This is a genomic window from Deltaproteobacteria bacterium, from assembly GCA_019308995.1.
In the GTDB taxonomy this organism is placed as follows: Bacteria; Desulfobacterota; Desulfarculia; order Adiutricales; family JAFDHD01; genus JAFDHD01.
Genome location: JAFDHD010000013.1, coordinates 31,113 through 45,579, shown reverse-complemented (window position 1 = coordinate 45,579; position 14,467 = coordinate 31,113). Strand labels below are relative to the sequence as shown.

Here is a 14,467-nt window from a genome sequence, read left to right as displayed (position 1 = left end):
ACCTATTATATTTTGAGCTAGGTCTTCTGCACGATGGCAATGGGGCGAGTAATTTCAGTCGCCTGTTCCAATGGTTGAGAAAGGTCCCAGTTGTTCCACCAGCCTATAAATTGAAAATGCTCGCTGTTTGAGACGAAATACAAAAACTCCTGTGGATATATCGCTCTTTTTACATCTCTTCCAATAATGGTCTGTTGCTTTCCATGATCATCAATTTCAAAGACAATCGTTTCCTCGAACGTTTGGCTGATAAGGTTCACAGCCTTCCATGAAACCGTGGTCTTGACCCGGATACCATCACGTTCGATCTCCCAAGTATCTTTACCGGGTGATGTCCAGGGCTGATCAAATTGAATACACCAATCCAGCAGGTAAAGGCCTCCCCTTTTTAACACCCGAGCCACTGAATTAAAATGACTCAACAGGTCAGAAGTATTCCGGGCAAACAAAGAACCCAGCAATACATACACAAAATCAACCATTGGTTCAGTTGTGAAATTGATCATATTCCCTTGAATGAGGTTTATTTCCGCGCCAATGCGGCGAGCCTTTTGCCTGACATACGTTAACATGGCCTCGCTTAGATCAAGACCGTTATATTGATACCCTCTTTTGACGAGCTCTTCCATATGCGGGCCATTTCCACAGCTCAGTTCTAATACTGATTTAACTGGAATTTTAGAAAAACGCTTAAAGCACTCTTCAAATACATCAACTTCAGCAGAGATATCGCGGAAAGAAAAAGCTATTTCATAGTATTTTGGGTTATCATACAACTCTGACAAGTATCCCCTTCACCTCCGGTATTTATTCTGTCAATTTAATTATAAATATTTCGCCGCCTATCAGATTATGGGACTTCAGGAATATCGGTTCATACCCAATAAATTACTGGCAAGCTTTGCCTGCCTTTACGCAGGCGGTCAGGACATTGGTATCTTTTTCCCCTCTGAGAATCAACTCAAAAGCCATAAACCTGAAACATTACTGTCTTGACAAACAGCCAGCTTCCGGTCTTACTATAGCATGAAAAAAACACATTCCAATCTTCGGGGCGTGAAGCAAAGGATCGGGTAACAAATCACATGCGTGAGTGCCGGTCTGATGCTAATGGCATCGAGTTCCAAACGCCACTCACGCTGAAGAGGAAAATAGGGGGTATTCGATGAAGCTGGAAGAGCTGACAGACATACTGTATGAAAAGGATCGCGGCCTGGCTTGGATCACGATCAACCGGGCTGAACGATACAACGCCTTCCGCGGCCGGACAGTGGACGAGCTGATTTTCTGCTTCAAGGCGGCGTGGGCTGACCGGAGTGTAGGAGTCATCGCTCTGACCGGTGCAGGCGATAAGGCCTTCTGCGCGGGTGGTGACCAGAAGCAGCGGCAGGAGACCGGAGACTATGGCCCGACTGAAAGCGGTCTCTTTGAAGTCGAGATGCTCCACCGCCTGATCCGCGACGTGCCGAAGCCCGTGATCGCAGCGGTGAACGGGGTGGCTATCGGAGGGGGCCACGTGCTCCATGTGCTCTGTGACCTCACCATCGCGGCGGAACATGCGCGTTTCGGGCAGGCCGGCCCGCGAGTAGGGTCCTTTGACGCCGGCTTTGGCAGCGCCTATCTGGCGCGTATCCTGGGCGACAAGCGCGCTCGAGAGATCTGGTATCTCTGCCGCCAGTATGATGCCGCCACCATGGAGCGCTGGGGCCTGGTCAATAAGGTCGTGCCATTCCCCGAACTGCGGAACGAGGTGCGGCGCTGGGCCGACGAGATGCTCAACATGAGCCCCACGGCCCTCAAGGTGCTCAAACACTCCTTCAACGCGGACACCGATGCCATCGCAGGCATCGGCACCATGTCCTTTGACAGTCTGCATCTTTTCGTTACCACGGCTGAGGCCGAAGAGGGAGTCAAGGCATTCAACGAAAAACGAACACCTGATTTCTCGCGCTTCCGTTGATGTTGAGAGAAGCTGCCTTGGTAATTGAAGTTTAACTCCACGCGTATAATGAAATTCAGGTTTTTCTTGACCCGTCTATATTTCATGTTATCCTGCCTTTTAACTGAAAAGAATAAAAAAATTGATTTGTTAATCGGCCGGCGGAAAAATCTCGGCTGTCCGGAGGGATATGGTTATATCTGTTTCAAACCAGATAAGGTTTACTTTATTTTAATGCAACCCGTTCGAGAAAAGGAGGCGGACCATGGAATACCAGCATATTATTTACCAACATGGAAAGGTGGCCCGGGTGACACTCAATCGGCCGCAGTGTTTCAACGCTCAAAGCTGGCTGCTGCGGGAAGAGATGGAAGATGCTTTCAATCGCGCTGTGGCCGATGAAGAGATAGGGGCTATTGTTCTTTCGGGAACAGGTCAGCATTTCTCAAGCGGACACGACATAAGCACACCAGAAGATGTGGAATACCGTGAAGCTCATGGTCACGCCAGAACTGACCGGTTGGGGCGTTTTAACGATATGCGCGCCATTACTCTTGAAAACACCCTGCGCTGGCGCAGTCTGCCCAAGCCCACCATCGCCATGGTAAGGGGCTACTGCATCTATGGCGGCTGGATCATCGCTTCGGCCATGGACATTATATTCGCCGCCGAAGACGCCTTATTCCTGCCGACACACGTTCAATACTTTTCCGTTCCCTGGGAAATAGGACCGCGTAAGGCCAAGGAAGTCCTGTTTGAACACCGTTTTATGACCGCCTGGGAAGCCTATGATTATGGTTTCGTAAACCGGGTTTATACCGAGGAAAAGCTTGAGGAGGAGACACTTGCTTTTGCAGAGCGTGTGGCGGAGAATTACCTTCTTGACCCTTTTCGTATTCAGATGGCCAAATTTTCAACTAACCACATGATGGATGCAATGGGATATACGGCCGAACTGGAGGTCTCTTATAATAGCTATTGCACCATGATGGGTCTTCAAGTAAGAGAGTTGCCGCCTCCTCAGCAAGGAGGCCTAGCCCGAACGAACATCGCCAAGGAAAACCTCGAATTGACAAAACCCTGGCTTGAATCAATCCACAAGAAAGCTTGAGAGGCTTTGACAGAAGAAGAGGAATTCACTCCTTAAAATAAAATTAAAATCAGGCCAAAGGAGCCTGTTTGTTCATACAGCACTTCTTGTACTTCTTCCCACTCCCGCATGGGCAGGGATCGTTTGGACCAACGTTTTTAAAAGCTGAAGGCGGGAGAGGCTGCGGCGGGTGTAACCGGGCCTGCCTCCTTTCCAACTTGATCCTTGCGGCTAGCTCTTTAAAGGTAGGCAGTGCATGGGTATAAAACTTTTTCCAGCCAAGGCACAACCAGCTTAAGGTTCGAGGATCACCTCCAGGATGAAGACGGTGCTTGAGGCAATCGCCTGAGCAGAATTTTAGATATTTACAATCCGAGCAAACTGAATTCCAATTCGATTTTTGTGCCCCGAAATCCAGATAAGTCTGGGCGCGGTGAAGTTCATCCCAGGGGCTGGTCAAGACATTGCCCAGCTTTAAATCTTTCTCGACAAAAAAATCGCAGGGATAGATATCGCCATTATACTCCACCACATAATACTGGCAGCAGTTCCGGCCCATATGGCAGATGGTACGCCTGTTTTCCACGAGATAGGTCAGGATTGAATCAAAGAGGCGGATTGAGACCCGCATGATATCCGATCTGACCCATTCATCGAAGATGGCGCATAAAAAATCACCCCATTCCTCGCCCGTGATGGTAAAGGGAAGCGGCTGCCCTGTCTCGTCAAATTCAACGCACGGGATGTACTGATGATAGAGCCATCCGTTCTGGCAGAGGTAATCATAGACTTCCGCAGGTTTTTTCACATTGAGGTTGTTTACCAGGACCAGGATATTGAACTCTACCTCGTTGGCTTCGAGGCATCTGATCCCGCGTAGAACCTGGGCGTGGGATGCTTGACCGTTTCGTTTCTTCCGGTAATGGTCATGGATGTAGGCCGGGCCGTCAAGGCTGACGCCGACTAAAAAATTGTATTCCGAAAGGTGCCTGGCGAACCTGTCATGGAGCAGGGTGGCGTTGGTCTGGAGCCCGTTTGACACCAGGGCCCCTTTTCGTCCGAATTTCTGCTGAAAATCTGTGACGCGTTCAAAGAATTCAAGGCCCATGAGGGTGGGCTCGCCTCCTTGCCAGCCAAAAGCGTATTGCTCCTGATCCGTGGCCATATAGCTGGCAATCATCTTTTCCAGAACCTCATCCGACATCCGGTGCACCTTGGTTTGAGGGTAAAGTGCGGCGCGATCGAGATAAAAACAATACTCGCACCTGAGGTTACAGTCAGCCGAGGCGGGTTTGATCAGAAGAGAGAATTCTTTCAAGATTTACTCCCCAACTAGTAAAGCTGCATTAAAAAGGCGTAAGTAAAGGAAGGCTGTCAATGCCTGACACCTCCCTTATTTCGGGTCTGGTAAGCAAAAATCTTGGAGAAGAAGGAATAAACCGCAATAAAGGGACCGGACCGCTGGTGGAGTTGATGGGTTTCTGTTCAGGACTCTCGGAGTATGCTCGTGAATGCTATTTCAAGTCTATTACCTCAGGTCACGGAACTAAAGCTGAAAATATTCTTTACGTGAAATCCTGGCGCCTTAAAGAAAGTCTGGTTCAACTCCCCCTGATCATTCATCAGGCACGTAATCCACCAGTTCTCTCAATTCCTTGCCAACCTTGAAGAAAGGCAGCTTCTTAGGCGTGACTTGAATCGGTTGGCCACTTTTAGGATTCCGGCCCTGATAACCTTCATAAGTCTTGGTCTTAAAAGATCCAAAACCCCTGATTTCAGCCCTTTCCTCTCTGATAAGACCGTCGGCGATGGTTCCGAAAAAGATATTCAATACTGCCTCTGCCACCTTGAGGCTGAGTCCCTGCCGCATGGCTAGTTCCTCAATTAATTGAGACTTGTTCATACTCTCCTCCGGACGATTCAGTGATTACCTCATTATAGGTTGTATCGTTAAACACGAGACATCCAGGAAGCGTTCTTTAAAAGTTGTTTAATAATTAGTCAGTTATAAAACCAGTGTCAAGGAAAAAATAAGAAAAGCTTTATACATGAAGCTCGGCCGGAAGCTCGGCCGCTCCTTGACTTAAGAACAATGTCTACATATACTCAAGGCACTCATATTGAAATGCCCCTGCAATCTGGTGCTCCTAGATGAATAATCTAAAGGAATCTAGCACGATGCCTTCGGAATCCCGAGAGACCGCCATTATAGAGATACTCGTTATCTTCCACTCGCAGGCAGGTCATACCCGGAAGATGGCCGAAGCGGTCGCGCGGGGCGCTGCTTCGATCAAGCGGGTAAAGGTTACCCTGAAAAGGGCTCAAGAGGCTACATTGGATGATCTTCTAAAATGTGACGGCCTGGCCCTGGGCTCACCGGAATACTTCGGCTACATGGCTGGCATGATTAAAGATTTTTTTGACCGTACATATAATCAAGCTCGAGGGAAAAAGGAAATCTTTAAAAAACCTTATGTGGTTTTCATCAGTGCGGGCAATGATGGGACAGGAGCCCTTCATCAGATTGAACGAATATGCTTGGGGTATCAGCTCAAGAAGGTATATGAACCCGTGCTAGCCAAGGGTGAAATCAAAGATGAGGTTCTGGCCAAATGTGAGGAACTGGGCCAGGTCCTTGCTGCCGGGTGTGAGGCTGGAATTTACTGAAACTTGCTGAAGGTTAAGCAGGTTACAATAAATACCACTGGCGAAACGACTTCATCTCACGAGAAAACCGGAACTTGCTTTGTAAAGAGGTTATTTATGCGCGCACAGTGCCAGCAGAGTAATAAATCATGCCACCAAGAAGGAATCTCCCTCTCATTTACAGCCTAATCTTGGGCATCAATCAACACAATTAAGAATTATAAAAAAGTTTGGGAGTCAAATCCCTTGCCATGTATTTAAGGATAAGAATATCACCGGGAAAACGCCCTGAATCTTTTTATTGAAAAGCCTTGCAAGCCACACAATTTAATGATATTTTCTTCTGTATTCATACTAAGGTAATTCATTAATATTCAGGCGGCGTATGTCTTTTACAGCCTCAAAAACAAGAATGGCCGAGGGCCTGGCCAAATGGGAACCATTAATAGCCACGAAGTTTTTCATTCCACGTGCACGGCCTGATCTGGTTCAACGCCCACGCCTGATCGAACATCTGAACGAGGGGTTGAAGCGTAAGCTGACCATCGTTGCCGCCACAGCTGGTTCTGGTAAAACTACTCTCCTGAGCGCCTGGTGTGACTCCGCATTAGGCGCCAGGATACCTGCGGCCTGGCTTTCCCTGGATGAAGATGATAATGATCCGACCCGCTTTTGGGCCTACCTCATCCGATCACTTGGCACAATCAAAGAAGGAGTGGATGAACACCCACTTTCCTTGCTCGTTTCACCCAATCCGCCGCCGATCGAATCAGTGGTTACAGCCCTCATTAATGAACTCGCTGGCATAACACTGGATTTTATGCTCATCCTCGACGATTACCATGTCATTAAGGCCCAGCCTATCCATGAGGCTATCACCTTCATGATTGACCATCAGCCGCCGCAGATGCATCTGGTCATTTCCAGCCGTTCCGAACCGCCTCTGCCTTTAGCGCGTCTGCGAGGCAGTGCTCAATTGAGCGAACTAGGGGCGGCTGATTTGCGGTTCACCCGGGATGAAGCTGCCTCCTTCCTTAAACAGATCATGGGCCTCAATCTTTCACCAGGCCAGGTGGCCGCCCTGGAAAACCGAACCGAAGGCTGGATTGCCGGGCTTCAAATGGCCGCGCTTTCCATGCAGGGACTCAAAGATATCTCAGGCTACATCAAGACTTTTGCCGGTGATGACCGCGGTATAATGGATTACATCATCGAAGAAATTCTCCTGAAACAGCCTGAGGAAGTTCAGGGCTTTCTGATAAAAACCTCCATCCTCCACCGCTTGACCGCCCTGCTTTGCAATGCGATAACCGGCCGAACCGACGGTCAGGAAATGCTGGAGGAGCTGGAGCGAACCAATCTATTCATTACCAGCCTGGATAATAAAAGGCATTGGTACCGCTATCACCGGCTCTTTGTGGACACCTTGCACCATCGCCTTGAACGATTGAAGCCAGAGCTGATTCCAGAGTTGCACCATCGCGCCTCTGTTTGGTATGAAAGCAACAATCTACCAGACGAGGCCTTGGGGCACGCATTAGCAGGAGGGGATTACGAGCGGCTGATTCATCTCTTGGAACAGACCGGGTGGCCGATGTTAATGCAGGGGGAGGTGAGTCTGCTACTGGAATGTCTGGACGCCCTGCCCAATGAAATGATCCGCTCCCGGCCCAGACTTAGTATCTTTTATGCCTGGGCTCTCTTGCGCGGCATCCGTTTTGAGGATGTCGAATCACGGCTCGATGATGCTGAACAAAGGCTGAGTCTAAATGACACTGAGGATAAAGCCCCTGAGAGCGCCAAGCCGCAGGTGCGCGATATGCTGGGTACAGTGGCAGCACTCAGAGCCAGTCTCGCAGCCAATACAGGCGATGTGCCTCGATCCATTGAACTCTCCCGTCAGGCCCTCGAATACCTGTCTGAAGACAACCTGGTTTTACGCGGGGTTGTGGCTCGCAATCTGGGAGATGCTTACCAAGGGGAAGACGACCTAGCCGCGGCGATCGAAGCTCAAACCGAGGCCATTGCCATCAGTCAAGCCGCGGGGGATACTTTTGAAGCAGTGTTTGCCACGAGCAGACTTGGCCGGCTGCATGAGATTCAAGGCCATCTCCATCAGGCGGCGAAAGCCTACCGGCAGGCCTTGCAAATCGCAGGGAAGCATGACGGGCCGCCAACGCCCATAGCTGCTCTGGCTCACATGGGTCTGGGCGAGGTGCTGCGCGAATGGAACGATCTGGATGACGCCTTGCACCACCAGACAAGGGCCATCGAGCTGTATGAAAAATGGGGAAGACCGATACTCCTTCCAGATAGCTATGCCTATCTTGCACGGGTAAAGTATGCTCAAGGGGACATACGCGGTTCACTGATCGCCCTTGAAGAGGCGAAACGAATTGCACAAGAAAACCACTTCACCCAAACCATCTCCCGAATCTCAGGGATACAGGCTCGGCTTTGGGTCCGGATGGGAAACCTGGATGCGGCCACAACCTGGATGCACGAGTCCGGGATGAGCCTGGATGATGATTTCAACCATGTTCCCTTCAGGACCCTGCAGCTAACTTACCTTTCGCTGGCCAGGCTGCTTTTGGCGCGAAATGAAACTGACAAGGCCCTGGATTTACTTGAAAGGCTGCTTCAAGCCGCGGAAACATCCGGCCGGACGGGGGGGCTGATCGAAGTCCTGGTTTGCAAAAGCCTGGCTTCCCAAAAACTAAACGAAAAGGCTCAGGCCGTGAGCACTCTTCAGCGAGCGCTATCATTGGGTGAACCCGAAGGATTTATACGCAGCTTTGTGACGGAAGGTCCACCAATGGCTATCTTGTTAACCGCTACTCTTAATGAGCAATGTGAACTGCCAGGAGAATCTTTATATAAGGTTTCAGCCGATTATATCAACAAGCTTATCCTAGCCCTCGAAATTGTCGGCCAGCGCCTGCCACCTAAAATAGACTTTGATTACCCCCTTGTTGAACCCCTCAGTGAGCGGGAGTTTGAAGTGCTTAAACTGCTTGCAGCCGGATTATCGAATCGCGAGATAGCGCAAAGGCTGTACGTAGCTGTAAATACAATTAAAACACATATCCGCAATATCTACGGCAAACTTGACGTCCGCAGCCGGACCCAGGCCATTGCCCAGGCCAAGAAGTTGAACCTCCTCCGCTAGCCCTTGCTTTACAAACTAAAGACTTAACCTTACAAATCACCCCTTCAAATCACCTTTTCGGATGATGGAAACTCACCCGGTTCGTGATTATATTTTCCTTGAATGGTGAGCGCTTCCGCGACTGAGGGCTTTGCGAAAAAGATAAAAAAAGGAGGAATTACGATGCTATGGCTGAGAGAGCTCAGACACCCGCTCCTTCCCGAACATATTAAAATGAATTTCGTCAGTGCGAGTCACGCTGTTACCTTGCCCGGATCAATCTTTGTTTCAAAGCCGGTTCGCCCGGGACTTCGCGAATGGTGGAAAAAAGTGAAGCAGGTTCTGGGGGTGCTGAATCGTCGCCCTGTAACTGAATCTGCTTACCTGTATCATACGTCGCCCCCTGCTTCTCCAGGTCGGGATTATGAAAAGAAGCAGCATGAGATTGAGTTTAATGCAATGATAGCCGGGCTTCGTATCATCTAAAGGATGTTAAAATTACGTTCCAATTGAAAAGCCAAGGACTGCTTCGTTGCAAAAACTCCTCACTGGTGGCATTTTATAACAATATCAATACATGTCATTGCGAAGCAATCTTTCTTTTGGGTTCCCTTTAAAAGGTTTTCCAGAAAGTTATTTTATTAATCGCTCTAGTTGGAGTATGCTTAAGTTGATCGAGCCTAACTGGAATCCACGGGCTGGATATACAAGATGGGTAAAGGCTTCAGGGCTTCAGGGAAAAAAGACTGTTCATAATCTCTGTCGAGATACAAACCGCAATCATAGGCGTCTAATTGTTAAAGCCCGCTGGATTTTTCAGTCTGCTCCTGACTGGTCTTGCAGTTGATGCATAAGGTGGTTACCGGACGGGCCTCCAACCGTTTGGCGTCTATTTCTTCACCGCAGCTTTCACAGATCCCGAATGTCCCGTCTTCGATTCGCTGAAGGGCTTCCTGAATCTTATTGATCAGCTTACGCTCACGGTCACGAAGGCGTAATGTGAAGTTGCGGTCAGACTCCATCGAGGCCCGATCGGCTGGGTCAGGGAAATTCTCCCCAGCATCAGTCATATCCATAACGGTCGCGTTAGCCTGTCCCAGAAGCTCTGCAACGCGATTGTTTAACAGCTTTTTGTAGTGTGTAAGTTTCTTTTGATCCAATTTTACGATCCTCCCCCATATTCCTCTCTTATTCCACCAAAAGCTGGATCAAGCGTAAAAATCGCTTTAAATAATTAATTGTAACTTGAAAACAGTCGGAAGGTAAACAAAAAAATTAAATGCATGCCTTGAGTCCGCCTCGATAAAAAAGGGCAAGCCTTTTCTGACTCGCCCTCACTTCTAGGTGGTGGTAATTAAACGCCTTTCTGTTTTTCCGCCACCTTGATTCGCATGAGGGCGCGCCTCAAGGCCGCCTCACTGCGGGCATAATCAACCTTTTCGTCCTGCCGGGCCTGCTCCAGTCGCTTCTGGGCCCGCTCCCGGGCCTTCATGGCCCGCTCCAGGTCAATCTCCCGCCCATGTTCAGCCGTTTCGGCCAGGATGGTAACCTTGTTCCAAGAGACCTCGGCGAACCCTTCACTGATGGCCATGTAATACATACTCGTCCCCTGACGGTACCTGAGTTCCCCGGGCTGCAAGGTGGTCAGAAAAGGAATATGACCGGGCAGCACGCCAAATTCGCCTTCGGTCGCAGTGGCGACTACGATATCCACATCCTCGCTGAGGACCATACTGTCCGGGGTAACTACTTCCAGTTTTATCTGTTCGGCCATATTTTTTCCTTGTACTAAGACTTAAACCGCGGCTATTTGTTTGGCCTTTTCCACTGCTTCTTCAATAGAGCCGACCATGTAAAAGGCCTGCTCAGGTATGTCGTCGTACTTGCCTTCAACAATCTCCTTGAAACCACGGATCGTATCTTCAATTTTAACGAACTTCCCTTCAATGCCTGTAAATTGCGAGGCCACGAAGAAGGGTTGAGAGAGGAAGCGCTGAATCCTGCGAGCCCGGGCTACTACCAGCTTGTCGTCTTCGGAAAGCTCGTCCATGCCCAGGATGGCGATAATGTCCTGGAGGTCTTTGTACTTCTGCAGTATTTGCTGTATTTCCCTGGCCACCTGGTAATGCTCATCGCCGATGTATTGGGCGTCCAGAATACGTGAACTCGACTCCAGTGGATCAACCGCCGGATAGATACCCTGCTCCACGATCTGGCGGGAGAGGACCACAGTGCCATCCAGGTGGGCGAAGGTGGTGGCTGGAGCCGGGTCGGTCAGGTCGTCAGCCGGGACGTAAACACACTGAACCGAGGTAATGGAACCCTTGTTTGTGGAGGTGATGCGCTCCTGAAGCTCACCGAGGTCTGTTCCCAGGGTGGGCTGATAGCCAACCGCAGAAGGCATGCGGCCTAACAGGGACGAAACCTCGGAACCGGCCTGAGTGAACCGGAAGATGTTGTCAATGAATAGAAGCACGTCTTGGCCTTGCTCATCCCTGAAGTATTCCGCTGAAGTCAGAGCCGAGAGGGCCACGCGGGCGCGAGCCCCGGGCGGTTCGGTCATCTGTCCGTATATCAAGGCCGCCCTAGGCAGAACGCCTGATTCCTTCATCTCGAGATAAAGGTCGTTTCCTTCGCGGGTTCGTTCGCCTACCCCGGCGAAAACCGAGATGCCACCGTGTTCCATGGCGATGTTATGGATCATTTCCATCATGACTACGGTCTTGCCCACGCCGGCGCCGCCGAACATGCCCATCTTACCGCCGCGAGGGAAGGGGACGAGAAGGTCAATAACCTTCACGCCGGTTTCCAGGACCCTGACCTCAGTATCCAGGTCGGTAAATTTCGGGGCCGAACGATGAATGGGGCTGAACTCCTTTGCCTCAACCGGGCCAAGTCCGTCAACGGGCCGGCCGACCACATTAAGTATGCGGCCTAAGGTTTCCTCGCCCACAGGCATGATAATCGGCTGTTCGGTATCTATGACTTCCATGCCGCGAACCAGGCCGTCGGTGGTGTCCATAGCGATACAGCGAACCACATTATCGCCCAAATGCTGGGCCACCTCGACAACCAGGTTGCCTTCTATGTCGTCTATTACCGGATTGGAAATCTTGAGGGCGGTTAAAATAGCTGGCAGCTCGCCGTCCTTGAATTCCACATCAACGACAGGCCCGATGACCTGAATAATCTTGCCTTTGTTCATATTACTCTAGACCTCCTCTGGTCGAAACAAAATTCAAAGTTAACCCTTTAAGGCCTCCGCGCCACCGATGATGTCCATCAGCTCCGCCGTGATTTCGGCCTGCCGCGCCTTGTTGTAAACCATGGTCAGGTCTTCGATTATTTCCTTACAGTTATTGGTTGCGTTGTCCATGGCCATCATCCGCGCGGCATGCTCACTAGCCGACGTCTCGAGCATGGCGTTATAAAACTGGATGATGAAACTTCGGGGAAGCAGGTCCACCAAAATCGCCTCGGCACTGGGCTCACATAAATACTCACCAACTTCAGCGGCCGCGCCCGCTTCTTCCTCCTCGGCCGGTGAAACAGGGAGAAGCTTCACCAGGGTGAGCACTTGCTGCGTCATGTTAATGAAGCGGGTATAATAGATCCAGACCTCATCAACCTCACCCAGAAGAAAATTGTCCGATACGTCGCGGGCAATCTGAAGGGCAGTCGAATAATCATAGGAGTTCATGACCTCAGGATGACTGGCCCTGATATGAACCGAACGACGCCTGAAGTAGTCATTAATCTTGCGGCCGACCAGTGTCAGAGAGACCTCAATGCCCTCGCTCTGGCGCTCCTGAAGGACCCGTTCGATACCGGCGATGATATTGGTGTTAAAGCTGCCGCACAGGCCACGATCTGAAGAAAAGGCCGCTAGCTCGACCTTTTTCACCTCCTCGGGCTGAATCAGGTAGGGATGGACCTCCGGCTCTATCCCGGCGGCCAGATTGGCCATAAGCTCGGCAAACTTGGCTGCATAAGGACGGAAATTTACTATACGTATCTGGGCCGTCCTAAGCCTGGCTGCCGCGACCATATTCATGGCCCGGGTGATCTGTTCGGTCTTCTTGACCGCTGAAATCTTTCGTTGAATATCCTTTAGCGTGGCCATGGGTTATGCTACCTGGAAGACGTCATCGAACTCGGTCAGCGCCTTCTCTATGGTGGCGTCCAGTTCTTCACTGATTTCCTGCTTTTCATTGATTTCCGTGTAAATTTGAGGATACTTTGCTTCGATGAATTCGAGCAGCTGCTGCTCGTACGCGGCGACGTCCTCAGCCGGGTATTTGTCCGTAAAGCCCCGGGTGCCTGCATAGATAATAGTCACCTGCTTTTCAACCGGCATGGGCTGATACTGAGGCTGTTTCAGGATTTCAACCAGGCGTTTGCCACGCTCAAGCTGGGCCTGTGTGGCTTTGTCCAGATCGGAACCGAATTGTGCAAAGGCTTCCAGATCCCTGAACTGGGCCATATCAAGACGCAGACTGCCAGCGACCTGCCTCATGGCCTTGATCTGGGCCGCGCCGCCGACGCGTGAGACTGAAATACCGACATTGATGGCCGGCCGCACTCCGGAAAAGAATAAGGGAGGTTCGAGGTAAATCTGCCCATCGGTAATGGAGATAACATTGGTCGGGATATAGGCCGAGACGTCTCCAGCCTGAGTCTCAATGACTGGCAGGGCGGTGAGGGAGCCGCCGCCAAGTTCATCGTTGAGTTTGGCGGCGCGTTCCAGGAGACGGGAATGGTTGTAAAAAATATCACCGGGGTAAGCCTCGCGTCCCGGCGGCCGCCGCAGGAGGAGTGAAACCTGACGGTAAGCAGCGGCCTGCTTGGAGAGATCGTCATAAATAATCAAGGCGTGCTGATCCTTGTCCCGGTAATACTCACCGATGGAGCAGCCGGCATAAGGCGCAATATACTGCATCGTGGCCGGGTCTGAGGCGCAGGCCGAAATAACGACGGTGTAATCCATGGCCCCGTACCGGCGCAAGGTGTCCACGACCTGGGCGACCGTGGACTTCTTCTGGCCCACCGCCACATAGATACAGATGACATCCTGCCCTTTCTGGTTGATGATGGCGTCCACACAGATGGCCGTTTTCCCGATCTGGCGATCGCCGATGATCAATTCCCGCTGCCCGCGGCCGATGGGGGTCATGGAATCAACGGCCTTGAGCCCTGTATACAGGGGTTCTTTAACCGGCTGTCGGGCCACCACGCCGGGGGCAATGATCTCGATACGGCGGTATTCGGTCGCCTCGATAGGGCCTTTGCCATCCAGCGGATTGCCAACCGGATCAACCACGCGGCCCAGCATGGCATCCCCGACTGAGATTTGCGCGATGCGGCCGGTGCGCTTGACAATGTCGCCTTCCTTTACGTGCTCGACGTCGCCGAGAACGGCCACACCGACATTATCCTCCTCGAGGTTGAGAACCATGCCGTACAGTTCCCCCGGGAACTCCAGGAGTTCCATGACCATGGCTTTTTCCACACCGTAGACCTTGGCTACGCCATCACCCACGGAAAGGACGGTCCCGGTTTCAGAAATCTCTATCTTTTTTTCATAATCCTGAATCTGTCCTTTTATGATTGCACTGATTTCTTCTGCCTTGATTTCCATAGGAGT

Annotated in this window: 13 protein-coding genes; 5 read left to right on the top strand and 8 right to left on the bottom strand. The window is 50.9% G+C overall.

What is annotated here, in order from left to right; genetic code table 11:
• Positions 1 to 17: 17 nt before the first annotated feature.
• Positions 18 to 785: a class I SAM-dependent methyltransferase gene (locus JRI95_04440; GenBank protein MBW2060794.1), complete on the bottom strand. Its 768-nt coding sequence runs from the start codon at positions 783 to 785 to the stop codon at positions 18 to 20.
• 380 nt (positions 786 to 1,165) lie between these two features.
• Here JRI95_04440 and JRI95_04435 point away from each other — a divergent pair, with 380 nt between their 5' ends.
• Complete coding sequence (locus JRI95_04435) at positions 1,166 to 1,960, top strand: enoyl-CoA hydratase/isomerase family protein (protein ID MBW2060793.1); 795 nt, start codon at positions 1,166 to 1,168, stop codon at positions 1,958 to 1,960.
• 244 nt (positions 1,961 to 2,204) lie between these two features.
• Positions 2,205 to 3,050: an enoyl-CoA hydratase/isomerase family protein gene (locus tag JRI95_04430; GenBank protein ID MBW2060792.1), complete on the top strand. Its 846-nt coding sequence runs from the start codon at positions 2,205 to 2,207 to the stop codon at positions 3,048 to 3,050.
• A 49-nt stretch (positions 3,051 to 3,099) separates the two neighbouring features.
• Here JRI95_04430 and JRI95_04425 read toward each other — a convergent pair whose 3' ends face one another.
• Complete coding sequence (locus JRI95_04425; GenBank protein MBW2060791.1) at positions 3,100 to 4,347, bottom strand: anaerobic sulfatase maturase; 1,248 nt, start codon at positions 4,345 to 4,347, stop codon at positions 3,100 to 3,102.
• A gap of 297 nt (positions 4,348 to 4,644) precedes the next feature.
• On the bottom strand, positions 4,645 to 4,932 hold the full coding sequence (locus tag JRI95_04420; protein MBW2060790.1) for an integration host factor subunit beta: 288 nt from the start codon (positions 4,930 to 4,932) through the stop codon (positions 4,645 to 4,647).
• Positions 4,933 to 5,234: 302 nt separating this feature from the next.
• Between JRI95_04420 and JRI95_04415 the strand changes: the two genes are divergently transcribed.
• From JRI95_04415 to JRI95_04405, 3 genes are all read left to right on the top strand, one after another.
• Entirely contained in the window at positions 5,235 to 5,696 is a 462-nt protein-coding gene (locus tag JRI95_04415; protein MBW2060789.1) for an NAD(P)H-dependent oxidoreductase, read from the top strand.
• A gap of 364 nt (positions 5,697 to 6,060) precedes the next feature.
• A complete protein-coding gene (gene malT / locus JRI95_04410; protein ID MBW2060788.1) occupies positions 6,061 to 8,844 on the top strand; it encodes an HTH-type transcriptional regulator MalT in 2,784 nt (927 codons plus the stop codon).
• 162 nt (positions 8,845 to 9,006) lie between these two features.
• Entirely contained in the window at positions 9,007 to 9,309 is a 303-nt protein-coding gene (locus JRI95_04405) for a hypothetical protein (GenBank protein ID MBW2060787.1), read from the top strand.
• A gap of 311 nt (positions 9,310 to 9,620) precedes the next feature.
• On the opposite strand, the gene dksA is transcribed toward JRI95_04405, so the two are convergent.
• The 5 genes from dksA to JRI95_04380 all read right to left on the bottom strand — a co-directional run bounded on the left by dksA (position 9,621) and on the right by JRI95_04380 (position 14,461).
• Positions 9,621 to 9,983, bottom strand: coding sequence for an RNA polymerase-binding protein DksA (dksA, locus tag JRI95_04400; protein MBW2060786.1), 363 nt, complete (start codon positions 9,981 to 9,983; stop codon positions 9,621 to 9,623).
• Between the two features lie 194 nt (positions 9,984 to 10,177).
• Positions 10,178 to 10,597: a F0F1 ATP synthase subunit epsilon gene (locus JRI95_04395; protein ID MBW2060785.1), complete on the bottom strand. Its 420-nt coding sequence runs from the start codon at positions 10,595 to 10,597 to the stop codon at positions 10,178 to 10,180.
• Positions 10,598 to 10,618: 21 nt separating this feature from the next.
• Complete coding sequence (gene atpD, locus JRI95_04390; GenBank protein ID MBW2060784.1) at positions 10,619 to 12,028, bottom strand: F0F1 ATP synthase subunit beta; 1,410 nt, start codon at positions 12,026 to 12,028, stop codon at positions 10,619 to 10,621.
• A 39-nt stretch (positions 12,029 to 12,067) separates the two neighbouring features.
• The gene (gene atpG / locus JRI95_04385) at positions 12,068 to 12,946 is read right to left on the bottom strand and encodes an ATP synthase F1 subunit gamma (protein MBW2060783.1); all 879 of its coding nucleotides are present in this window, start codon (positions 12,944 to 12,946) and stop codon (positions 12,068 to 12,070) included.
• Between the two features lie 3 nt (positions 12,947 to 12,949).
• Positions 12,950 to 14,461 (bottom strand): F0F1 ATP synthase subunit alpha, encoded by a 1,512-nt coding sequence (locus JRI95_04380; GenBank protein MBW2060782.1) that lies wholly within the window; start codon positions 14,459 to 14,461, stop codon positions 12,950 to 12,952.
• Positions 14,462 to 14,467: the final 6 nt, after the last annotated feature.